This window comes from Streptomyces sp. NPDC051020 (assembly GCF_040683105.1).
Classification (GTDB): domain Bacteria; phylum Actinomycetota; class Actinomycetes; order Streptomycetales; family Streptomycetaceae; genus Streptomyces.
The window spans coordinates 40711-63701 of record NZ_JBFBCG010000016.1 but is presented as its reverse complement, the minus strand read 5'-3'; the positions used below and the strand labels follow the sequence as shown (position 1 = coordinate 63701).

15 protein-coding genes, 1 tRNA gene and 1 riboswitch are annotated in these 22991 nt (G+C 71.8%); of the genes, 8 read left to right on the top strand and 8 right to left on the bottom strand.

Annotated elements, in window-relative coordinates; genetic code table 11:
• Window positions 1-20: 20 nt before the first annotated feature.
• Window positions 21-1145 (bottom strand): sulfite oxidase, encoded by a 1125-nt coding sequence (locus tag AB0N06_RS11720; RefSeq protein WP_366134495.1) that lies wholly within the window; start codon window positions 1143-1145, stop codon window positions 21-23.
• Between the two features lie 330 nt (window positions 1146-1475).
• Between AB0N06_RS11720 and AB0N06_RS11715 the strand changes: the two genes are divergently transcribed.
• The 4 genes from AB0N06_RS11715 (at window position 1476) to cobM (ending at window position 5703) form a co-directional block, all read left to right on the top strand.
• Window positions 1476-2858 (top strand): FAD-binding oxidoreductase, encoded by a 1383-nt coding sequence (locus tag AB0N06_RS11715; protein ID WP_366134494.1) that lies wholly within the window; start codon window positions 1476-1478, stop codon window positions 2856-2858.
• A gap of 177 nt (window positions 2859-3035) precedes the next feature.
• The gene (locus AB0N06_RS11710; RefSeq protein WP_366134493.1) at window positions 3036-3443 is read left to right on the top strand and encodes an SSI family serine proteinase inhibitor; all 408 of its coding nucleotides are present in this window, start codon (window positions 3036-3038) and stop codon (window positions 3441-3443) included.
• Between the two features lie 233 nt (window positions 3444-3676).
• Window positions 3677-4957 (top strand): precorrin-6y C5,15-methyltransferase (decarboxylating) subunit CbiE, encoded by a 1281-nt coding sequence (gene cbiE / locus AB0N06_RS11705; RefSeq protein WP_366134492.1) that lies wholly within the window; start codon window positions 3677-3679, stop codon window positions 4955-4957.
• Entirely contained in the window at window positions 4954-5703 is a 750-nt protein-coding gene (gene cobM, locus AB0N06_RS11700; protein WP_366134491.1) for a precorrin-4 C(11)-methyltransferase, read from the top strand. The genes cbiE and cobM overlap by 4 nt, the downstream gene beginning before the upstream one ends.
• 18 nt (window positions 5704-5721) lie before the next feature.
• On the opposite strand, the gene AB0N06_RS11695 is transcribed toward cobM, so the two are convergent.
• On the bottom strand, window positions 5722-6837 hold the full coding sequence (locus tag AB0N06_RS11695) for a cobalt-precorrin-5B (C(1))-methyltransferase (RefSeq protein WP_366134490.1): 1116 nt from the start codon (window positions 6835-6837) through the stop codon (window positions 5722-5724).
• A 15-nt stretch (window positions 6838-6852) separates the two neighbouring features.
• Between AB0N06_RS11695 and AB0N06_RS11690 the strand changes: the two genes are divergently transcribed.
• Complete coding sequence (locus tag AB0N06_RS11690; protein WP_366134489.1) at window positions 6853-7599, top strand: cobalt-precorrin-6A reductase; 747 nt, start codon at window positions 6853-6855, stop codon at window positions 7597-7599.
• A gap of 32 nt (window positions 7600-7631) precedes the next feature.
• On the opposite strand, the gene AB0N06_RS11685 is transcribed toward AB0N06_RS11690, so the two are convergent.
• The 3 genes from AB0N06_RS11685 to AB0N06_RS11675 are packed head-to-tail and all read right to left on the bottom strand — an operon-like array spanning window position 7632 to window position 11124.
• Window positions 7632-9146: a precorrin-2 C(20)-methyltransferase gene (locus AB0N06_RS11685; protein WP_366134487.1), complete on the bottom strand. Its 1515-nt coding sequence runs from the start codon at window positions 9144-9146 to the stop codon at window positions 7632-7634.
• Window positions 9147-9148: 2 nt separating this feature from the next.
• Window positions 9149-9775 (bottom strand): precorrin-8X methylmutase, encoded by a 627-nt coding sequence (locus AB0N06_RS11680; protein WP_366134486.1) that lies wholly within the window; start codon window positions 9773-9775, stop codon window positions 9149-9151.
• Window positions 9776-9831: 56 nt separating this feature from the next.
• Entirely contained in the window at window positions 9832-11124 is a 1293-nt protein-coding gene (locus AB0N06_RS11675) for a cobalamin biosynthesis protein CobG (RefSeq protein WP_366134525.1), read from the bottom strand.
• A 278-nt stretch (window positions 11125-11402) separates the two neighbouring features.
• Window positions 11403-11499: riboswitch (cobalamin riboswitch) on the top strand.
• 92 nt (window positions 11500-11591) lie between these two features.
• Here AB0N06_RS11675 and cobN point away from each other — a divergent pair.
• The 3 genes from cobN (at window position 11592) to AB0N06_RS11660 (ending at window position 17638) form a co-directional block, all read left to right on the top strand.
• Window positions 11592-15191: a cobaltochelatase subunit CobN gene (gene cobN, locus AB0N06_RS11670; protein WP_366134524.1), complete on the top strand. Its 3600-nt coding sequence runs from the start codon at window positions 11592-11594 to the stop codon at window positions 15189-15191.
• A 333-nt stretch (window positions 15192-15524) separates the two neighbouring features.
• Complete coding sequence (locus AB0N06_RS11665) at window positions 15525-17147, top strand: adenosine deaminase (RefSeq protein ID WP_366134523.1); 1623 nt, start codon at window positions 15525-15527, stop codon at window positions 17145-17147.
• A 287-nt stretch (window positions 17148-17434) separates the two neighbouring features.
• Complete coding sequence (locus AB0N06_RS11660) at window positions 17435-17638, top strand: hypothetical protein (protein WP_366134485.1); 204 nt, start codon at window positions 17435-17437, stop codon at window positions 17636-17638.
• Between the two features lie 157 nt (window positions 17639-17795).
• Here the strand turns inward: AB0N06_RS11660 and AB0N06_RS11655 are convergent.
• From AB0N06_RS11655 to AB0N06_RS11645, 3 genes are all read right to left on the bottom strand, one after another.
• A tRNA-Lys gene (locus AB0N06_RS11655) sits at window positions 17796-17868 on the bottom strand.
• A 90-nt stretch (window positions 17869-17958) separates the two neighbouring features.
• Window positions 17959-19479 carry an amino acid permease gene (locus AB0N06_RS11650; RefSeq protein WP_366134484.1) on the bottom strand — a complete coding sequence of 507 codons (1521 nt, stop codon included), beginning with the start codon at window positions 19477-19479 and terminating at the stop codon, window positions 17959-17961.
• Window positions 19480-19620: 141 nt separating this feature from the next.
• Window positions 19621-22770, bottom strand: coding sequence for an FG-GAP-like repeat-containing protein (locus tag AB0N06_RS11645; protein WP_366134483.1), 3150 nt, complete (start codon window positions 22768-22770; stop codon window positions 19621-19623).
• Window positions 22771-22991: the final 221 nt, after the last annotated feature.

Genomic DNA, 22991 nt, shown 5'->3' with positions numbered 1-22991 from the left:
GACCATGTGCCGGTCGGAGCTCACCCCAGTCCGCAGTGGACGGCGATCCGCTGGACCAGGTTGTTGCCGAAGCCGCCGCGGTTCCACGGCTGGGTGAGGGGCTGGACCCGGCCCCCGGCATCGGTGGCACGGGCGCTGAGGACGTAGGTGCCGGGCACCGCCTTCCACGGCGCCTGCCACCGTTGCCAGGCCCAGGTGTGCCTGCCGTCCCCGTCCGGCGGGGCGAGTTCGGCGTCGTACCAGGAGCGGCCGTCGTCCGTGCTCACCTCGACCCGGGTGACCGGCGGCTCCCCAGACCACGCGCGGCCCCGGAGCAGTACCCGCCCGGGGCGTACGAAACGGGTCCGGGACATGAAGTCCGGGAACCCGGGCGGGATCATCAGCGCCCGGGGAGCGATCCGGGTGACGGGTTCACCCGGATCGTCAGGATCCTGCCGGTAGCGGTAGGCGGTCGTCTGCTGGAAGCCGGTGAACGGGGTCTCGGTGAGCCGGATCTCCCGAAGCCATTTCACCTGTGCCATGCCGTACCAGCCGGGCACCACCAGCCGCAGCGGATGGCCGTGCTGCGGCGGCAGCGGACCACCGTTCATCGCGTACGCCACCAGCACTTCCGGTGTGTCGCCGGTGGCCACGTCCACCGGCAGGCTCCGCCGGTAGTCCTGCTCGACGCCCCGCTCGATACCGTGGTCGGCCCCGCAGAACACCGCCTCGACGGCGTCCGGTTCCACCCCGGCCTCGGCGAGCAGCAGCCGCAGCGGCACCCCGGTCCACTCCGCCGTACCGACCGCCTCGACCAGCCACGGCTGGCTCACCGGCCGCGGTACGAGCCGGGCCCGGCCGTTGCCCGCGCATTCCATTGTGACGCGCAGTGTGACGGCCGGGAACGACCGCAGCGCCGCCAGGTCCAGTGCCAGCGGCGTCCGGACCCTGCCGTGCACGGTGAGCTGCGCGGAGCCGTCCGGGATCTCGGGGATGTCGTAGTGGACCAGTACGTAGTGCAGTCCGGGCGGGGTGATGTCGTAGCGCAGCGCCTCCAGCGGCAGGCCGTGGTTGCGGGCGGCGAGCGCGAGTTCCTCAGGGCTGATGCCCTCGCCGGGCTCGGCAAGGCGCCCTGGCGGGCTCACATCACCAAGGGGTCGGTCCATGGATTCATGGTGCGCCCGTCCGGGCGACCCGCCCACTGCTCCTCACCTGCCGGACACCGCATCCCGCTCTTTGCGCAGCGCCCGCAGATTGCACGGCCCTCCGACCGGGCGGAGCGTGGAAGACAGCGGTCCGCACCCGCGTCCGGGGAGGCCGTAAGGGCTGTCCCGTGATGCCTGACGGGCGCACGACGACAGCTACGGCACCTCGCGACGTCGCCGGGACGTCCGAATACATCCCGGATGCGAACGCCCCTCCGCCGTGCGGCGCACCGCATTCGACGCCCCGCGCCGCTGCGCCAGGGATCACGGAACAACCCTGAGGAGACGGCCATGGATTCCACCACGCTCAAAGCAATGAGGGCCGCGTTGCGCGGCCCGGTCATCGGCCCGCAGGACCCGGAGTACCGAGAGGCCCGCACGATCTACAACGCCATGATCGACCGGCGCCCGGCGGCCGTGGTGCGGTGCGCCGACGCGGGGGACGTCATGGCCGCGGTGGACTTCGTCCGCGGCAGAGGTCTCGAACTCGCCGTGCGGGGCGGCGGACACAGCGGACCCGGACTGTGCCTGGTGGACGACGGCATCACTCTCGATCTGTCACCGATGCGCTGGGCGCACATCGATCCCGCCGCCCGGACCGCCCGGGTCGGCGGCGGCACCCTGCTCGGCGATCTGGACCACGCCGCCCACGCGTTCGGCCTGGCCACGCCCTCCGGAATCCTGTCGACGACGGGAGTCGTCGGCCTCGCCCTCGGCGGCGGGCACGGCTATCTCACCCGCAGGTACGGCCTGACCGTGGACAACCTCCTCACGGCGGACGTCGTCCTGGCCGACGGCAGCCACGTCACGGCGAACGAGACCGAGAACGCCGACCTCTTCTGGGCGCTGCGCGGCGGCGGCGGGAACTTCGGCATCGTCACCTCGTTCGACCTCCAGCTGCACCCGGTGGACACCGTGGGGGTCGCGATCACCGTGTGGCCGGTCGACCGGATCCGCGAAGTCCTGGAGTGGTACCGGGACTTCCTGCCGCAGGCCCCCGAGGACCTGAACGGCTTCTTCGCGGCGCTCACCGTGCCGCCCGGTCCGGTGTTCCCGGAGAAGATCCACGGCCAGAAGATGTGCGGCGTCGTCTGGTGCTGCACGGGCGCCCCCGAGCTCCTTGAAGCCGCCCTGAAGGCCGCGGACGAACCGGGCCCGCTTTCCTTCCACTTCGCCTCGCCGATGCCCTATCCGGCGCTCCAGACCATGTTCGACACACTGCTCCCGAGCGGACTGCAGTGGTACTGGCGGGGCAACTTCTTCGACCGGATCACGGACGACGCCATCGCCGTTCACGCCAAGTACGCCGAGAACCTCCCCACGGACCTGTCGACGACGCACCTGTACCCGGTCGACGGGGCCGCCCACCGGACCGGCCCGGACGACACGGCCTGGGCGTACCGGAACGCCGTCTGGTCCGGCGTCATCGCGGGCATCGACCCCGACCCGGACAACGCCGGGACGATCCGGCAGTGGTGCGTGGACTACTGGGAGGAGCTTCATCCGCAGTCGATGGGCGGGACGTACGTGAACTTCATGGGCGCGGACGAGTCCCAGGACCGGGTACGGGCCACCTACGGCGACCACTACGACCGGCTCGCGGCCGTCAAACAGGCGTACGACCCCGACAATTTCTTCCACACCAACCAGAACATCAAGCCGGCCGGCCGGTGATGAGGTCCCGCGTACAGCAGTGAGGTCACTGAGAGGCCGCGCACATAGGTGGGGTGGAGGAAGGAGCGGGGCGAGGCGCCGCCCATCGGCACGCGACGCCGCCCCGCCTATGTGCGCGGCCTCTTGCCCGGGGCACGCCCCTCGTGTCCTCGTGACCGGCTCTTCGTTACCCAGACCATGATCACCTCTTCCGCCGCCCGGTGTCTGGCCGCGGCCTCGCTGGCCGCCGCCGCCCTGACCACACCCCTGCTCCTGGCTCCCGCCGCGCACGCCGACGCCCAGGAGAGCAGCCTCTTCCTGACCGTCTCCGGCAGCGAGAACACCTGGATCCGCGGCATCGTCCTCCAGTGTCCGCCCACCTCCCCGAGTCACCACCCGAAGGCGGCGGAAGCCTGCGCCGCCCTGAACGAGGCCGGGGGCGACCTCGACGAGCTGCCCGGCAACCCGCACCCGTGCCCGCTGATCCACGACCCGGTCACGGTCACCGCGCAGGGGACGTACAACGGCGCCACGGTGGACTGGCGGCGCACCTACCCGAACGCCTGCGTCATGGAGGCGAGCGCGGGGCCGGTCTTCGACTTCTGACCCGGCGCCGGCCCTGAACACACCCTGCTCGGTGCGGACCGGGCAGGGTGTTCCGCGGTCAGCGGGCCGCCGCGGCCATCCGCTCCGCCATGCGAACCGCCGGTTCCGAGGGCCGCTCCGAGGCGTTCCGACGTACGTATGGCGATGCTCACCCGCCCGGAACGATCTCAGCGGTCAGCGCGAACAGTAGAGTTTCGGCTGCGTCAAGCCCCCCGAACACCGAGGTACCGGCCGTGATCCCCGCAGAGCCCGCAATACCCCTGCCCCCTGCGCCCACCGTCGTCGGGATCGGTGCCGACGGGTGGGAGGGACTGCCCGGGACATCACGCACGGCACTGCTCCGCGCCGAGGTGCTGATCGGCGGTGCACGGCAGTTGGACCTGCTGCCGCCGCAGTGCGCGGGGCAGCGGGTGCCCTGGCCATCGCCGCTGAGGCCCGCCGTACCCGGGCTGCTGGCCGCGCACCAGGGGCTCCGCATCGCCGTACTGGCCAGTGGCGACCCCATGTTCTACGGCATCGGGCGCGCCCTCTGCGAGGAGTTGGGCGCCGGAAACCTCCGCGTCCTGCCGCATCCGTCCTCCGTCTCCTACGCCTGCGCCCGGCTCGGCTGGCCGCTGGAGGACACCGAGGTCGTCACGCTGGTGGGCAGGCCCGCCGCCCGCCTGGCCGCCGCCCTGCACGAGGGCCGGCGCCTGCTGGTGCTGAGCGCGGGCGCCGGAACCCCCGCCGACGTGGCCGCGCTGCTGCGCGAACGCGGCTTCGGGCCCAGCCCGATGCGGGTGCTGGAACAGCTCGGCGGCGAGGCCGAGGACTGCGTCACGGGTACGGCCGACGGGTGGGCGCATCCGGCGGGCGATCCGCTCAACGTCATCGCGGTCGAGTGCCGTCGTGCCCCGGACGCGCTGCGGCTCGGCGCCGTCCCCGGGCTGCCGGACGACGCGTACGAGCACGACGGTCAGCTCACCAAGCGACATGTCCGTGCCGCCACGCTCGGGGCACTGGCCCCGGCGCCCGGCGAGCTGCTGTGGGACATCGGCGGCGGGTCCGGGTCGATCGCCGTCGAGTGGATGCGCACCCACCCGTCCTGCCGTGCCGTCACCGTCGAACGCGACCCGGTGCGGGCCGGACGCATCACCCGTAACGCGGACCGGCTCGGCGTCCCCGCGCTGCGCGTGGTCACCGGCCGGGCACCGGAAGCACTGGCCGGACTGCCGGTGCCGGACGCCGTGTTCATCGGCGGCGGGCTGACCGTGCCGGGGCTGCTCGACGCCTGCTGGGACGCGCTGCCCCCCGGCGGACGGCTGGTCGCCAACACCGTCACGCTGGAGTCCGAGGCGCTGCTCGCCGAGCGGTACCGGCGCCACGGCGGCGAGCTGGTGCGGCTCGCGGTGGCGCACGCCGTACCGGTCGGCGGCTTCACCGGCTGGCGCCAGGCCATGCCGGTCACTCAGTGGTCCGTGCGCAAGCCCGCCGGCACCCCCTCGATACCGTCCTCGTCAGGAGAGAACAGATGACCGTGTACTTCATCGGCGCCGGCCCCGGCGCCGCCGACCTGATCACGGTCCGCGGCGCCCGGACGCTCGCCGCCTGCCAGGTCTGTCTGTACGCGGGCAGCCTGGTCCCCCGCGAACTCCTCGCCGAATGCCCGCCGGACGCCCGCCTCGTCGACACCGCGCAGCTCAACCTCGACGAGATCACCGACGAGTTGGTGCGCGCCCACGAGAACGGGCAGGACGTGGCCCGGCTGCACTCCGGTGACCCGTCCGTCTTCAGCGCGGTCGCCGAGCAGATGCGGCGGCTCGACGCGGCAGGTGTGCCGTACGAAGTGGTGCCCGGTGTACCGGCGTTCGCGGCCGCTGCCGCGGCCCTCAAGCGGGAGCTGACCGTGCCGACCGTCGGCCAGACCGTCATCCTCACCAGGATCGCCCACCGCGCCACCGCCATGCCGGACGGCGAGGACCTGGCCACGCTCGGCCGCAGCGGTGCGCTGATCGTGCTGCACCTGGCCGCCCGGTACGTCGACCGGGTCGTCGAGGAGCTGCTGCCGCACTACGGGGCCGACTGCCCGGCCGCCGTGGTGGCCATGGCGTCCCGCCCGGACGAGCTGATCCTGCGCGGTTCGCTGAGTGACATCGCCGGGCAGGTGAAGGCCGCGGGGGTGATCCGTACCGCCGTCATCATGGTCGGTCGCACGCTGGGCGCCGAGCAGTTCCGCGACAGCCACCTGTACTCGGCCGAGCGCGACCGGCACGTCTGCTGACGGGCGGCGCCGCCCGCGTCAGCGCACGTCGCTGCGGCCGACGACCGTGCCCGCCCGGTCGATGCAGATGACGTCCACGGCCACCGGCGCCCCGCGCAGCACCGACAGCGCCTGGTCCCGGGCGGCCACCGCGACCAGGTCGCCCAGCGGGACCCCGGCCGCCGCGCACAGCTGAAGGGCGGCCAGACCCGTGTTGGCGTCCGCCACCTCGGCAGTCAGCGACGCGTCCGCGCCGCCCTGCCGGGCGAGTTCGGCGAGGAATCCCTTGTCGACCTGGGAGCGGGCGGAGTGCAGATCCAGATGGCCTGCCGCGAGCTTCGACAGCTTCGCGAAGCCGCCGCAGACCGTCAGCCGGTCCACCGGATGCCTGCGTACGTACTTGAGCACCGCCCCCGCGAAGTCGCCCATGTCGAGCAGGGCGATCTCCGGCAGACCGTACTCGGCGACGACGGTCTTCTCCGAGGTCGACCCCGTGCACCCTGCCACATGCGTGTGCCCGGCGGCGCGGGCCACGTCCACGCCCCGGCGGATCGAGTCGATCCACGCCGAGCAGGAGTAGGGGACGACGATCCCGGTCGTGCCGAGGATCGACAGGCCGCCCAGGATGCCGAGGCGCGGATTCCACGTGGAACGGGCGATCTCCTCGCCGTGATCGACGGACACGGTGATCTCGACGTCACCCGTGTCCCCGTGGTCCGCCGCCACGCGCGCGATGTGGTCGCGCATCATCTGCCGCGGCATCGGGTTGATCGCGGGCTCGCCGACGTCGAGCGGCAGACCGGGGCGGGTCACGGTGCCCACGCCCGGACCGGCCCGGAACACCACACCCGACCCCGCCGGCAGCCGGCGCACCGTGGCCCGTACCAGCGCGCCGTGCGTCACGTCCGGGTCGTCTCCCGCGTCCTTGACCACGCCGGCCGTCGCCCGGTCCCCGGCGAGTTCCTCCACCGCCAGCGCGAACGCCGGGCTCTGGCCCTTGGGCAGCACGATGGTCACCGGGTCGGGGAAGTCGCCGGTCAGCAGGGCGGTGTACGCGGCGGTCGTGGCCGCGGTCGCACAGGCACCCGTCGTCCAGCCCGACCGCAGACCGGTGTGTTTGAGTTGGGCGCTGCGCCCGCCCTTCGCCTCACTCATGTCTGGACCGATCCCATGCACGTACTCGTCCTCGGTGGCACCACGGAGGCACGCCGTCTCGCCGAGCTCCTGGCCGGGGCGCTCCCGGCCGGGGCCCGGGTCACCAGTTCGCTGGCCGGCCGGGTGGCCAGTCCGAAGCTGCCGCCCGGCGAGGTGCGGGTGGGCGGGTTCGGCGGAGCCGACGGGCTCGCCGCGTGGCTGCGGACGCACCGGGTCGACGCGCTCATCGATGCCACCCATCCTTTCGCCGGGACGATCAGCTTCCATGCGGCGTCGGCCGCCGCCGCCGCCCATGTTCCCCTGCTCGCTCTGCGCCGCCCCGGCTGGGTGCCCACGGACGGCGACCGCTGGCACCCGGTCGGCTCCCTGGCCGAGGCGGCAAAGGCGCTGCCTGGGCTCGGGCAGCGGGTCTTCCTGACCACGGGCCGGATGGGGCTCGCCGCCTTCGCCGGTCTCGACTCGCAGTGGTTCCTGATGCGGTCGGTGGACGCCCCCGACGGACCGCACCCGGCGCGGATGGAGGTCCTGCTGGACCGGGGGCCGTTCACCCTCGACGGGGAGCGCGAACTGATCCGCCGTCACCGCATCGCTGTCCTCGTCACCAAGGACAGCGGGGGTGACGCCACCGCCCCGAAACTGACCGCGGCCCGGGAGGCCGGTGTTCCGGTGGTGGTGGTCCGCCGGCCGCCGGTCCCGGACGGCGTCCCCGTGGCCCCCACACCGGAACTCGCCGTGGACTGGCTGTCCGGCCTGCTCGGCTGACCGGAGGCCACTCCCTACCGGCGGGGAGGCCGTCAGGCCTCCGGGTAACGCCGCGGCGTCCACACGATCTGCTGACCGTCGCCCCGCCGCACCGACCGCGTCTGGGAGGAACCGACCAGCAGGATCGTCCGCATGTCGACCTCGGCCGGTTCCAGCTCCGCCAGGGTGACGATGCGTACGCTCTCCGAGGGGCCGCCCACATCCCGGCCCACCACCACCGGCGTATCCGGCGAACGGTGCTCCAGCAGCAGGTCACGGGCCTTGCCGACCTGCTCGGTGCGGGTGCGCGAACCCGGGTTGTACAGCGCCAGCACCAGGTCCGCCGCCGCGGCCGCGCGCAGCCGAGTGGCGATCACCTCCCACGGCTTGAGCCGGTCGGAGAGCGAGACCGTGGCGTAGTCGTGGCCGAGCGGCGCGCCCGCACGGGCGGCGGCCGCGTTGGCCGCGGTCACCCCGGGCAGCACCCGCACGGGAACCTTCGCGTACGCGTCCTGCGAGGCGACCTCCAGCACGGCGGTCGCCATGGCGAAGATCCCCGGGTCGCCGCCCGAGACCACGGCCACACGGCGTCCGCGCCGGGCCAGGTCGAGGGCGAACTCGGCACGCTCCGACTCCACCTTGTTGTCGGAGCCGTGGCGCGCCTGTCCCGGGCGGACCGGGACGCGGTCCACGTACGTGGTGTAGCCGACGAGATCGTCGGCGGCGGCCAGCGCCCCGCGGGACTCCGGGGTCAGCCACAGCGGCCCGGCGGGACCGGTCCCGACGACCACGACCTCGCCCACGCGCTCCGCGTCCTCGGCGGCCTCCGGCCGCGGTGTGTCGATCCGGCTGGGCAGCACCGCGACGGCGAAGTACGGAACGGAGTCCGGGTCGGTGTCCGCGAGATCGCCGGTGCGCTCCCCGGCCATCGTGGCGCGCTCCACGTAGTGCGCCTCGTCCAGCCGCCCGGAGGCCTCGAAGGCGCGCCGCACGGCGGGGAACGTGCGCCCCAGCTTCATCACCACGGCGGCGTCGGTGGCGGCCAGGCGGGCCGTCAGCTCCTCCTCCGGCAACGTGCCGGGCAGGATCGTCAGCACCTCCTCGCCCTCGGCCAGCGGGGTGCCGAGCCGGGCGGCGGCGGCGCTGACCGACGTGACCCCGGGGATCACCTCGGTGGGATACCGGTCGGCGAGCCGCTTGTGCATGTGCATGTACGAGCCGTAGAACATCGGGTCGCCCTCGGCGAGCACCGCCACCGTCCGCCCGGCGTCCAGGTGCACGGCCAGCCTGGCCGCGGCCTCGCCGTAGAACTCCTCCATCGCACCCCGGTAGCCGCCCGGGTGATCGGTGGTCTCCGTCGTGACCGGATAGACCAGCTTCTCCTCGATGTGGTCCGCGCGGATGTGCTCGGCGGCGATGGAGCGCGCGATGGACCGTCCGTGACGGGCGCTGTGATAGGCGATGACATCGGCCTCGGCGATGATCTGCACGGCGCGTACGGTCATCAGTGCCGGATCGCCGGGACCGAGCCCCACCCCGTACAGCCGGCCCGTGTTCTGCTCGCTCACTCTTACTCTTCCTCGCTGGCGATCGCGTTGAGCGCGGCCGCGGCTATGGCGCTGCCGCCGCGACGGCCCCGTACGACCAGGTGTTCCAGACCGGACGGATGGTCGGCCAGGGCGTCCTTGGACTCGGCGGCCCCGACGAAGCCGACGGGCACACCGATGACGGCGGCCGGGCGCGGAGCACCTTCCTCGATCATCTCAAGCAGCCGGAACAGGGCGGTCGGTGCGTTGCCCACGGCCACCACCGCCCCTTCCATGCGGTCCCGCCACAGCTCCATCGCGGCGGCGCTGCGCGTCGTGCCGAGCTTCCTGGCGAGATCGGGGACCGTGGGATCCGACAGGGTGCAGATGACCTCGTTGTCGGCGGGCAGCCGCTTGCGGGTGACCCCGCTGGCGACCATGGCCACGTCGCACAGGATCGGCGCACCGGAGCGCAGCGCCGCGCGGGCACCGGCCACGACCCCCGGGGTGAAGTCGATGTCGCGTACGAGGTCGACCATGCCGCAGGCGTGGATCATGCGGACCGCGACCTGGCTGATGTCGGCGGGAAGCCCCGCGAGATCCGCCTCGGCGCGGATGGTGGCGAAGGACTGGCGGTAGATCGCCGGTCCGTCCTTCTCGTACTGGAACACGGTGGTTTCGCTCTCTCCGGTCGGTGGTCGGGCTGCAGCGCCCTCGGGTCGGTGGTTCAGATACGGGTGCGGCGGGCGGCGTTCACCGCGGCGGCCAGGTCGGACGGGCTGCCGTGGACCGTCACGGGGGCGCCCCGTTCGCCGCCGCGGACCTGGGCCACCTGGTGCCCGCCCGGAACGGCGACGACGTCGGCCCAGGCGCCCTTGGGGTGACCGCAGCGGCGTTCGCAGCCGGACCAGTGGACGGGGAGCTGCCCGGCCACGGGCTCTCCGGCGGCCCGTACGAAGGCCTCCGCGTCACCCCGCACATCTGCCAGGGACTTCGCACAGCCGGGCCGGCCGATGCACGCACCGACCCCCGTCCACCCGGAGCCGGGCCCGATGATCAGTCCGGCCGCATCCCACTCGAGCAGCCGCGCCGCCGCTTCGCCGGGCGTCACGCCCGTCACGACGACGCTCCGCCACGGGGTCAGCCGCAGCTCGCGGCCCACGCGGGACAGGCTCGCCCACTGCGCACCGGTGAGCCGCCCGAGCGGCACCCCCACACAGGCCGCGGTGCCGACGACGCCATGGGCGGGCTCCTGCGCCGCCGTCGCCTGCGGTACGCGCTCCGCGGCACCGGCCACCCCCAGCGCCACCCGCACCGGCTCCAGCAACTCTTCGGCCGCGAACGGAAGTTCGCTCACCCGCCAGGCACCCGTCTCCCGCGCCGCCGCCAGAAACGTCTCGGCGGCGATGAGCGCCGCGCGCGGCGCATCGCCCCCGGAGACCCTCAGCACTGCCTCCGCGGCCCCGATCCGCAGGAGCGCGCTCCCGTCGCTCTGCCCCAGCAACGTCACATCCGCGCCCAGGGCATCGACGTCACCACGGCCGTCGTCCAGCGCGAAGAGAAAGCGGCCGGACAGCCCGGCCGCTTTGTCACTTCCGCACAACAGCGCGTCCAGCGCGGTCAGCCACGGCCGGACATCCCGGTGGCCCCGGCCGTCGAGCCCGGAGAGCGGGGAGGCCACGACGTTGCGTATCCGCTCATGGCTCCGGGACGGCAGCAGCCCTGCCCCGCCCAGGAGTTCGGCGAGCCGTCCGCCGCACTCCGGGTCGAGACCGCGCAACTGGACATTGCCCCGAGAAGTGAGATGCAGCTCACCGTCGCCCAACTCCCGCGCGGCGGCGTGGAGCGCGTCCGCCTGCCGGGCAGTCAGCACGCCACCGGGGACCCGGACCCGCGCCAGCGCCCCGTCGTCCGCCCGGTGGAGCCGCAGCGACCCCGGGCAGGCATCGCCGCGGTCACGGGAGACAGGCTCCCCAGGGGCCGATGGCGGGGTGTCGGAAGTGGACATGGCGGCGAGCATACCGACCATCATTCTGAGCTGTATGAATCCCATCCGATGTAAGACCGGCCGGCAATGGGGGTGGGGGAAGGAGCGGGGCTGGGGTGCGTGCATCGCAAGGCGGAGGACTGAGCCGGATGGGGTCTCCCCTGCTCGAGCGAAGCCGAGAGCTTGGGGAAGGAGCCATGGTGAGGGACGACAACGCCGCGAGGTGCGTGCCCCAGCCCCGTGACGCCGCCCCCCAAGTGCTGGCCGGTCCAGGCCCTTACTATGCCTAGCAACGGGCCACCCGGCCCGGCATCGCCGGAGACGGCGATGAGGGAGGAAGCCCGGTGCGAATCCGGCGCGGTCCCGCCACTGTGAGTCCGGCCTGGGCGCCGGGCGAGTCAGGAACTCCCTTCCCCAAGCTCTCGACGCCGCTCGAGCAGGGGAGACCCCATTCCGACACCGCCCGGGGCGTGGACACCCCGAGGAAGGCCCGACGCCGCATGATCCTGCTCCTGTCGACGTCCGACACCGACCTGCTCAGCGCCCGCGCCGCGGACGGCCCGGTGACCTACCGCTACGCCAACCCCTCGCGCCTGCCCCTCGACGACCTCCCCGCTCTCCTCGACGGCACCGACCTCGTCGTCGTACGCCTCCTCGGCGGTGTCCGCGCCTGGCAGGAAGGGCTCGACCAGGTCCTCGCCACCGGCAGGCCGGTCGTCGTCCTCACTGGCGAACAGGCCCCCGACGCCCAGCTGATGGCCGCCTCCACCGTCCCGATCGGGATCGCCGCCGAGGCCCACGCCTACCTGGCGCACGGCGGCCCGGCCAACCTGGACCAGCTGGCCCGGTTCCTGTCCGACACCGTGCTGCTGACCGGCCACGGCTTCGAGCCCCCGGCGCCCGCACCGTCCTGGGGACCCCTGGAGCGCACCGCGCGCGCCTGTGACGGCCCGACCGTCGCGGTGCTCTACTACCGCGCCCACCACATGAGCGGGAACACCGCGTTCGTCGACACGCTCTGCCGGTCGATCGAGGACGCGGGCGCTCGCGCCCTCCCCCTGTACGTCGCCTCGCTGCGTACCCCGGAACCCGCACTCATCGACGAACTGCGCGCCGCCGACGCCATCGTCACCACCGTCCTCGCCGCGGGCGGCACCCGGCCCGCCGAGGCATCGGCGGGCGGCGACGACGAGTCCTGGGACGCGGGTGCGCTCACCGGACTCGACGTACCGATCCTGCAGGCTCTCTGCCTGACCAGCTCGCGCAGCGACTGGGAGGACAACGACGAGGGTGTCTCCCCGCTCGACGCGGCCAGCCAGATCGCGGTCCCCGAGTTCGACGGCCGACTGATCACCGTCCCGTTCTCCTTCAAGGAGATCGACGAGGACGGACTCCCCGCGTACGTCGCCGACACCGAACGCGCCGCACGCGTCGCCGGAATCGCCGTACGCCACGCACGGCTTCGCCACATCCCGGCCGCGGACAAGCGCCTGGCACTCGTCCTCTCCGCCTACCCGACCAAGCACTCCCGTATCGGCAATGCCGTCGGGCTCGACACCCCCGCCAGCGCCGTCGCCCTGCTGCGGCGACTGCGCGCCGAGGGCTACGACTTCGGGCCCGAGGACGAACTCCCCGGCCTGGTCTCCGGCGACGGCGACGAGCTGATCTACGCCCTGATCGAGGCCGGCGGCCACGACCAGGACTGGCTGACCGAGGAGCAGCTGGCCCGCAACCCGGTCCGTATCCCGGCCGCCGACTACCGGCGCTGGTACGCCACGCTCCCGGACGGACTCCGCGACGCCGTCGAGCAGCACTGGGGTCCGCCGCCCGGCGAGATGTTCGTGGACCGCTCCCGCAACCCGGAGGGCGACATCGTGCTCGCCGCCCTGCGCCGCGGGAACCTCCTCATTCTCATCCAGCCGCCGCGCGGCTTCGGCGAGAACCCGATCGCGATCTACCACGACCCCGATCTGCCGCCCTCGCACCACTACTTGGCCGCGTACCGCTGGATCGCTGCGGCGCGGGACGACGGCGGTTTCGGGGCCGACGCGATGATCCACCTCGGCAAGCACGGCAACCTGGAGTGGCTGCCCGGCAAGAACGCGGGCCTGTCCGCGGACTGCGGCCCGGACGCGGCACTGGGCGATCTCCCGCTCGTCTACCCGTTCCTGGTGAACGACCCGGGCGAGGGCACGCAGGCCAAGCGCCGCGTCCACGCCACGCTGATCGACCACCTCGTGCCGCCGATGGCCCGCGCGGACAGCTACGGCGACATCGCGCGCCTGGAGCAACTCCTCGACGAACACGCCCAGATCGCCGCGATGGACCCGGCGAAACTGCCCGCGATCCGCGCCCAGATCTGGACCCTGATCCAGGCCGCCAAGCTCGACCACGACCTCGGGCTCGACGACCGCCCGGACGACGAGGGTTTCGACGAGTTCATCATGCATCTGGACGGCTGGCTCTGTGAGATCAAGGACGCCCAGATCCGCGACGGCCTGCACGTCCTGGGCGGTGCCCCGGCCGGTGCGGACCGGGTCAACCTGGTCCTGGCGATCCTGCGCGCCCGCCAGATCTGGGGCGGTACGGCGTCGCTGCCCGGCCTGCGCGAGGCACTCGGGCTGGACGAGTCCGCGGCCACCCGCACCACCGCCGACGAGGCCGAGGAGCAGGCACGCGCCCTGGTCCAGGCGATGGAGGACGCGGACTGGGACCCGGCGGCGGTCGCGACCGTCACGGCATCGCATCCCCGACCGGTCGCGGACATCCTCGACTTCGCCGCCAGCGAGGTGGTCCCCCGGCTGTCCGCCACCACCGCCGAACTCGACCACACCGTCCATGCCCTGAACGGCGGCTTCGTCCCGGCGGGCCCCTCCGGATCCCCGCTGCGCGGCCTGGTCAACGTCCTGCCGACCGGCCGCAACTTCTACTCCGTCGACCCGAAGGCGGTCCCGTCCCGCCTCGCCTGGGAGACCGGCCAGGCTCTGGCCGACTCGCTCCTGGAGCGCTACCGCACCGACAACGGCGAGTGGCCCACCTCGGTCGGCCTCTCCCTGTGGGGCACCAGCGCGATGCGCACCTCCGGCGACGACGTCGCCGAGGCACTGGCGCTGCTCGGCATCCGCCCGGTCTGGGACGACGCCTCGCGCCGCGTCACCGGCCTGGAACCGATCGGCCTCGCCGAGCTGGGCCGCCCGCGCATCGATGTGACGCTCCGCATCTCCGGCTTCTTCCGGGACGCGTTCCCGCACACCATCGGCCTGCTCGACGACGCGGTACGTCTCGCCGCTTCCCTCGACGAACCGGCCGAGCAGAACCACATCCGGGCGCACGCCCAGGCCGACCTCGCCGAACACGGCGACGAACGCCGGGCCACCACCCGCATCTTCGGCTCCCGCCCCGGTACCTACGGAGCGGGTCTCCTCCAGCTCATCGACAGCCGCGACTGGCGCACCGACGCCGACCTCGCCGAGGTCTACACCGTCTGGGGCGGTTACGCCTACGGCCGCGAACTCGACGGGCGCCCGGCCCGCGACGAAATGGAGACGGCGTACAAGCGCATCGCCGTGGCCGCCAAGAACACGGACACCCGCGAGCACGACATCGCGGACTCGGACGACTACTTCCAGTACCACGGCGGCATGGTGGCCACGGTCCGCGCCCTGCGCGGCACCGCCCCGGAGGCGTACATCGGCGACTCCACCCGCCCGGAGACGGTCCGCACCCGCACCCTCGTCGAGGAGACGTCCCGCGTCTTCCGCGCCCGCGTGGTCAACCCCAAGTGGATCGAGGCGATGCGCCGCCACGGCTACAAGGGCGCCTTCGAACTCGCCGCGACGGTCGACTACCTCTTCGGCTACGACGCGACGACGGGCGTGGTCGCCGACTGGATGTACGACAAGCTCACCGAGACGTACGTCCTGGACCCGACCAACCGCGAATTCCTGCAGCAGGCCAACCCCTGGGCCCTGCACGGCATCGCGGAACGGCTCCTGGAGGCCGAGTCCCGCGGCATGTGGGCCGAGCCCGACCCTGCGGTACTGGAGGCGCTGCGCCAGGCGTTCCTGGAGACGGAGGGGGACCTGGAGGGCGAGGACTGAGGGCCGACAGGCGTACGTGGGTGTGGCGCTCCGTTCCGCACGGGGCGCCACACCCACCCGCGCCGCCCTCTCGTCGGCTCCCCGCGCCCGGTCCGACCGCACCGCCGCCGGTCACGCGTGAGCCGCCCGGCCGGCCGTGAGGGAACAGGCCGTACCGGACCCGCGCCCGCCGAAGAGAAGGCGGCCGACGAACAGGTGCGCGCGCCAAACGCTCGTGGACCGCCGGGAAGAATCGGCAGGACGTCTGGCGTGATCACTCGGCCGGGTGGTCCCTGCCGGGTGACCGCCCGTCGCGCGTTCAGCGTCGGCGGAACTCGGGATCATGCGCAGGTGATCTCCGTGAACCACCGCTCCGTGCGCCGCCCGCGTGGCCTGCTGGCCCCGATCGGTCTCGGCGCCCTCGCCGTCCTGTCCCTGCTGCCGGGCTCGCTGCCCGCCGCCGCGCAGCCGGTGGCCGCCACTCGGTCCCCCGCTGCCGCACCCCTGCCCACCCGCGGGGAGTCCCTGGCCTCCGCGCGACTCGCCGCGATCCGGCACGATCCGGCCGCGCTGAAGGCCTTCTTCACGGCACTGCCGAAGGGAGGGGACCTGCACAACCACCTGTCCGGCGCCGTCTCGACCGAGTATCTGATCTCGCTCGCCGCGGACGACGGTCTGTGCATCGACGAGGCGACGCTGACCGCGGTGGTGCCGCCGTGCGGTCCGGGCCGGCGCCCGGCGTCCGACGCCCTGACCGATGCCGCTTTCCGCCGCGCGGTACTGGAGGCGTGGTCGATGCAGGACTTCCCGCCCGGGCAGTCCGGGCACGACCATTTCTTCGACACGTTCGGGAAGTTCGGCGAGGTCACCTGGCGCCACCGGGGCAAGCTGCTCGCCGAAGTGGCCGACACCGTCGCGAGGCAGAACCAGTTCTATCTGGAAACCATGGTGACCCCGGCGTCGGACGACGCCAAGAAACTGGCCGACGAGGTCGGCTGGGACCCGGACCTGGCAAAGCTGCACGGCAAACTGCTGGCCGGCGGCAGGCTGGACCAGCTGGTCGCCGAGGCGAGCCGGGAGACGGACGAGTCCGACGCGGAGTTCCGCACGGCAGCACAGTGCGGCAGGCCCCGCGCGGAGGCCGGCTGCCGGCTGCCGGTGCGGTGGATCTCCCAGGTGTCGCGCGGCAGTTCGCCCGTGCGGGTCTTCACGCAGATGGCCCTGGGACTGCGCCTCGCCGAACGGGACAAGCGGTTCGTCGCCGTGAACCTGGTGCAGCCGGAGGACTGGGACAGCTCCCTGCAGAACTACAGCCTCCAGATGCGGATGCTCGACTACCTGCACCGCGTGTACCCCAAGGCGCACATCACCCTGCACGCGGGCGAGTTGGTGCCCGGCCTGGTCAAGCCCGAGGATCTGACCTTCCACATCAACGAGGCCGTGAACGTCGCCCACGCCGAGCGCATCGGCCACGGTGTCGACCTGGTCCACGAGGACAACTGGCGGCAGCTCGCCCGCACCATGGCCGCCCGGCAGATCGCGGTCGAGGTCCCGTTCAGCAGCAACGCGCAGATCCTCGGGGTCAAGGGCGCCGACCACCCCTTCACCACCTACCGCTCCTACGGCGTGCCCGTCGTACTGGCCACCGACGATCCCGGCGTCTCCCGGATCGACATCAGCCACGAGTACCAGTACGCCGCCACGACGTACCACCTCGGCTACCGCGACCTGAAGGACCTCGCGCGGGCCTCCCTGGAGTACGCCTTCCTACCGGGCACCAGCCTCTGGCAGGGCAACCCGACCCGGGACGGCTACCGTCTCGCCGGCCCCTGCCGCCACGACATCCCCGGTGCGCACAACCCCCGGCAGCAGTGCCGGCGCCTCCTGGACGCCAGCACCAAGGCGCGGGTCCAGTGGCGCCAGGAAGCCGCGTTCGCGGCCTTCGAACGGCGGATCGCCACCACCACGGCAGGCTGACGGACACGACGCACCCGCTCCGAACGCCACGGGCGCCCTCCGGCACACGCATGTGCCGGAGGGCGCCCTTGCACGTAGCGGGTACCCGTCAACGAGGGAGCGCCCCGCCCGGTCGGAACCGGACGGGGCGCTCCCTTGCGGGCCAGAGGCCGAAACCCCTCCCCACCTCACGTAGGCCGTGTGGAGCATGGGTCCTCCGCGCCGTCGGCGGTACAGCCTCGGGCGCTGACGGCACCGAGCATCACGTCACCCGGTGGGAAAGCGTCGCCCGGGGGTACGTTCCCACCATGACCCGGCGCCCCGAAGCTCAGTCCACGGCCGTCACCGCGACGCGCAACGAGATCACTCGCACGGATTGCAGGCAATGCGGCACCGAAGTGCACGGCATCGACGGGCGCTATGCGTGCGCACTGTGCGGCTGGGTGAACCACTGGTCCGAAGGGCACGGCGCACTGCCGTCCGAGTCCGACGACCGGCACTGGGACCGGTAACACCGGCTGTTGAGCCCCGGCCGCACTCGCGGTCGGGGCTCTGCCATGTCGTGATCGTGTGCACTTCGGGCGAGCATCGGTGGAGCAACTGCCCGACATGAACGCGAACAAGAGTCGGCCCCAGGCCAGAAACCCTCTCTGACCTGGGGCTGAGCGGTAGGCCGTGTGGGACTCGAACCCACAACCAACGGATTAAAAGTCCGCTGCTCTGCCAATTGAGCTAACGGCCCTCGGCGCATCACCCCTGAGCATAGCCCGCCGGAGCCCGGCCGCCGATCGGGTATCGGCTGCCGGGCCTGTCGAGCCGCTTCCGGGGGTCGTCATTCGGCGGTGATGTCCGCGCTCGTGCGCTTGTGATCCGGTTTGAGGAACCAGTGGCGGGCCGACACGACCCACCACGTCGCCGCGAAACCCAGGACGGCCAGGACGGCGATCGGGGCGTAGTTGAACGTCTCCCAGGTGACGGGGGACAGCTGCGGCAGCATGAAGAGGACCGTGATGACCCCCACCCACGCCACCGCGACGATCCCGATGGGCCGGGACCAGCGGCCGAGGTGCCAGGGACCCGGGGTGAATTCGTCGCCGCGCACGAGGCGGAGCAGGGTGGGGATGACGTACGCGATGTAGAGGCCGATCACCGCGATCGAGGTCACTGCGGCGTACGCGGTGACGTTGATCAGGTACGGGAGGCCGAGGGCGAGCGCGCCGAGGGCGGCGAGCCAGACCGCGGCGACAGGGGTGCGGGTGCGGGGGCTGACCGTGTGCCAGACGTGGGAGAACGGGAGTGCGCCGTCCCGGGAGAACGCGTAGATCATGCGGCTGTTCGCGGTCACCGACGCCATTCCGCAGAACAGCTGCGCGCCGATCACGACCAGCAGCAGGAGCTTGCCTGCGGTGGCGCCGAGGGCGTCCAGGAGGATCTGGGCGGGCGGGGCGCCGGTCGGGGAGTTCAGGGCTCCGTCGTACGACTGGATGGCGAAGGTGAAGCCGAGCAGGAGGACGAAGCCGGCGATCCAGGAGGTCCAGATCGACTGGACGATGCCGCGCGGGCCCGCCGTCGCCGCGTCGTGGGTCTCCTCCGTCATATGGGCGGAGGCGTCGTAGCCGGTGAAGGTGTACTGGGCCATCAGCAGGCCGATCATCACGACGTAGAAGCCGCTGCCCCAGCCGGTGTTGTTGACGAACTCGGTGAAGACGAACGACACCGACTGGTGCGAGTCCGGTGCGAAGGTGAGGGCGCCGACGATGACGGCGACCCCGAGGACGTGCCACCACACGCTCACGCTGTTCAGGATCGCGACGATGCGGACCCCGAACGTGTTCAGGAGCCCGTGCAGCAGCAGGATCGCGGCGAACAGCAGGATCGTCCGGCCGGGCGTGACCTCGAAGTCGAACTGGAGGTTCAGGTAGGCCCCGAGGAACGACGCCGCCCCGAAGTCGATCCCCGCGGTCACGGCGACCTGACCGAGGACGTTGAACCAGCCCGTGAACCAGGCCCAGGCCGCCGCCGAGCGCGGCGGGGCCAGCCGGTGCGCCCAGAAGTAGAGCCCCGCGGAGGTCGGGTACGCCGAGCAGATCTCCGCCATCGCCAGGCCGACGAACAGCGTCATCAGGCCGACACCGACCCAGCCCCAGGTGATGACGGCGGGGCCGCCGGTGTTCATGCCGAACAGATACAGCGTCAGGCAGCCGGAGAGCACCGAGATGATCGTGAACGAGACGGCGTAGTTGGCAAACGCCGACATCCGCCGGGCCAGTGTCTGCGTGTAGCCGAGCTGCGCGAGACGCTCCTCGTCGGAGACGCCCGGCGGTGGCTTGCTTTCGACCTCGTCTGTTGTCATGACCCCAGCGATGCCCTCGCCCCGAAGTACGCATGCCGCCCTCGTGGTTACGACTGGGAAAACATGGCGCAGCACGAGCAAGGGCGCGGCCCGCAGGCCGCGCCCTTGCACTGAGGAGTCGCCTCCGAGGAGGTAGGGAGGTCAGGCGAGCCTGGAGTACATCTGCCAGCCCGTTCCGACCTTCACCCGTGTGGCGAAGAGGCCCTTGCCGTCACCCCGGTAGGCCCACAGCACCCCGGCCGTGTCGCGAGCAAGGAGATCGGCCTTGCCGTCACCACTCGCATCGCCGACTCCGACCACGGAGTTGTACATGTGCCAGCTCCCGCCGACCTTCACCCGGGGCGCCAGCTTGCCCTGCCCCGTCCCGGCATAGCGCCACAGCACCCCGGCCTTGTCCCGCGCCAGCAGATCCCCCTTGCCGTCACCGTTCAGATCACCGGCACCGGCGAGGAGGTAGCCCTTCCACCCCGTACCGATCTTCACGCGGGCGTTGAGGGCACCCGTGCCCTTGCTCGTGTACAGGTACAGATAACCGGTCGACGTCTCACGGGCCAGCAGATCAGCCCGGCCGTCCCCGTTGAGGTCACCGGGCGACGTCAGGACGTCGTACACATTCCAGCCCGTACCGACCTTCGTGTACGCCGTAGTCGACTTCAGCGCACCACCGCACGAAGGCTTGTACGCCCGCAGCTCACCGCTCTTCACCCGCACCAGCACGTCATTGCACCGGTCACCGCTCACATCATCGAACGGCACCGCCGCCGTCACCGTGTTCGCACCGGTCCAACCGGACCCCGACACCTTCGAACTGACCGCGCCGGTCCCGTTGCCCTTACCACCGCGGAAGTCCGCGACACCGGCGGACGTGAACCCCAGCAGATCACCGAACCCGTCGTTCCCGACAAAGTCACGCGCAGTCGCCGCGCCTCCGGAGAGCTTCACGGTCCCCGATACAGTGAGATCCGCACCCTGACCGTCGGCCGGCTTCGCCGTCATCGTCCAGGTGTACGCACCGTTGGCGACGAACCCCCCTGCCGAGTCCTTCCCGTCCCACGCGGCACTGACCGTGCCGCGGGCCTCGCCGCCGGCGACCGTGCGCACGACCCGGCCCGACGCCTTGTTCTTCACCGTGACCTTCCACGAAGCAGCCGGCTTGGACAGCCACCAGGTGCCCGCCCAGTTCGCAGTGGTCGACCGCAGATCGAGCGAGGTTCCGGGCGCCTTCGTGTCGATCACCGAGAGCTGCGAGGTCGGGACACCCGCGGGGACGATGCGAACCCGCCGGTCGTCCCCGGTGTACGCGACATGACCGCCGAAGCGGTCGACGGTCCAGCCGGAGCGACGCACTGTGCCCTTGCCCAGGTCCGCCGCGCTCACCAGCGGCCGCTCGGGCAGATCAGCGTAGGCGCCGCTGGTAGGCAGGCCGCCGTGCAGATCGAAGAGGGTGAGTCCGGCTTTCTGCGTGTAGGCGACGAAGTAGCCGTCGCCGAGAAGGATCTCGGCGTCCGGCGCCGTCATGGAACGCCCGGTCTGCCGGTCGTAGACACCCGCGCCCTTGAACCAGTTCGTGTTGTCCCGGCACCCCCAGTACACCCAGCGGCCCACGGCCTGCAGCTCGCTGGGAACACACTTGTTGCGTGTGGTGAAGGTGGTGCCCGCCGTGCCCGCCGGCAGGGTCTTCGAGGACACCGTGGACGAGTCCGGGAGGCTGCTCCACAGGGTGTTGCCCCACAGCGCCGCGGCGCCCTGAGGCCGCTTCTCCAGGACGGTGCCGGAATTGGCGCCCTGGAACTCGGTGATCATCTGATTGCCGCCCGACGCCTCGTTCACGACACCGTAACGGCCGGAGAGGTCGACGAGCTGCGGAGACATCATGCCGGTGGTGAGCGTCGGCCCCCAGGCCGCCGTGCCGTTCCGGAAGAGCATGGTCTTGCCCTGCTCGGTCCCCTCCTTGCGTCCGTGGAATCCGTCACCGCTCGCGAGCATGGTGATGCAGTAGGAGCCGTCCGTCCACCCGCAGTCCGCGTCCCGCCCGCTGGTGAGGCCGTCCACCGTCGTCCGGATCTCCTCGGGACGGCCGGAGGTCTTGAGCCACGTACTGCGGTAGCTGCCGATGTACGTGTGCGGCATGAAGAGGTTCGAGTCGTCGGCCGTGGTGAGGATGCCGCTGCCCAGGGAGATGCCCGCGGGCTGTGCGGGCATGTCCTCGATGTCCGAGACACGCTTGCGCGTCACGGTGCCGTCGGCGGCGGCCGTGAACCGGTAATAGCCCCAGTCGAGGGCGCCGCGGTCGGTCCGGGTCTCGGCTCCGGCGACCAGGACGGAACCGTCCGGCGCCCAGGAGAGGTCGGTGTGGGCGACCGTCAGCAGTTCCTCTGCGCGCCCGCCGTCGTCGGAGATCCGGAACAGCTGCTCGCCGCGGTACTCGTTGTTACCCGAGTTGAGGGCACCGACCCCGATGAGCGAGTTCCCGAGCATCTGGAACGTCGTGTCGTACGAGAAGTTCCCAAGGTCCAGCTTCCGGGGCGCGGCACTCAAGTCGTTCCGGTCGAACACCTCGGCGGCATACGAGCCCACCTGGAGGAGGGTGTCCTTGCCGAGGGTGACTGCGGAGGCGTTCGCGTCCAGCGCCTCGACCTGCCCGCTCTCGAGGTCGACGAGCCACCAGCCGTTCTTCATGGTGGTGCCTTCCCAGAGGATCCCTCTGACGACGACCGAACGGGCATCACCGTCGCCGACCGTCAGATTCCACCCTTCGGGAAGGCCCTGCAGCTGCTGGTCCTTGACTCCGTCGGCCTCCGCCCGCAGCAGATGGAGACTCGTCGTGGCCTGCTGGGTGCCGGTACGGGTGATGACGGTCGTGCCGTACGTCTCGACGTACGACTGTCCTTCCGGGATCGGGACAATGGTGGTCGACCCGCCGCCAGCGCGCTGTTGCAGCGTGACGTGCGGGCTCGGGCTCTCCGAATAGACCGCCACGGTGTCGGACCCATGGCCGAAGCCGATGGGCCAGTTGCCGAGGGGGCGGCCTGCCTCGACGTCGTACTCGAGCGGCTTCGGAAGCCGGTCGGCCAGAACGGTGGCCGCTCCGGTGGCGTAGTCGATCCAGCGCAGGCGGTCATCGCCTTCCTGCGCCGTCAGGAAGCCGGTCTCACCGGCGTTGAGCACACGCGTGGCGCGGGGCACGAAGCGTGCTCCCGGGTTCACCACGACGGTCTCGCCGGACGTGTCGGCGACGGCCGTCCCCGTGGCCGTCGCACCGACCCCGGTGGTGATCGCCAGGGTGACCAAGAGGGCGATACGGCCGGACGCGCGCCGGCTTCTCCATCCGCTGGATGAGCGAGTCAATGTGAAAGTCCCTCCCCGGGAAACATGGCACGAGGGGAGGTCCTCAGTGGACGCACTGTGGTCCTTCGTGGTGCGGCTGCTGCCGCTCGCACCACCCCCCCCCGAGCGGATGAGGCGACTCTAACAGCGGTCTCGGACACCCTGACAGGGAATTTCGAACTCGT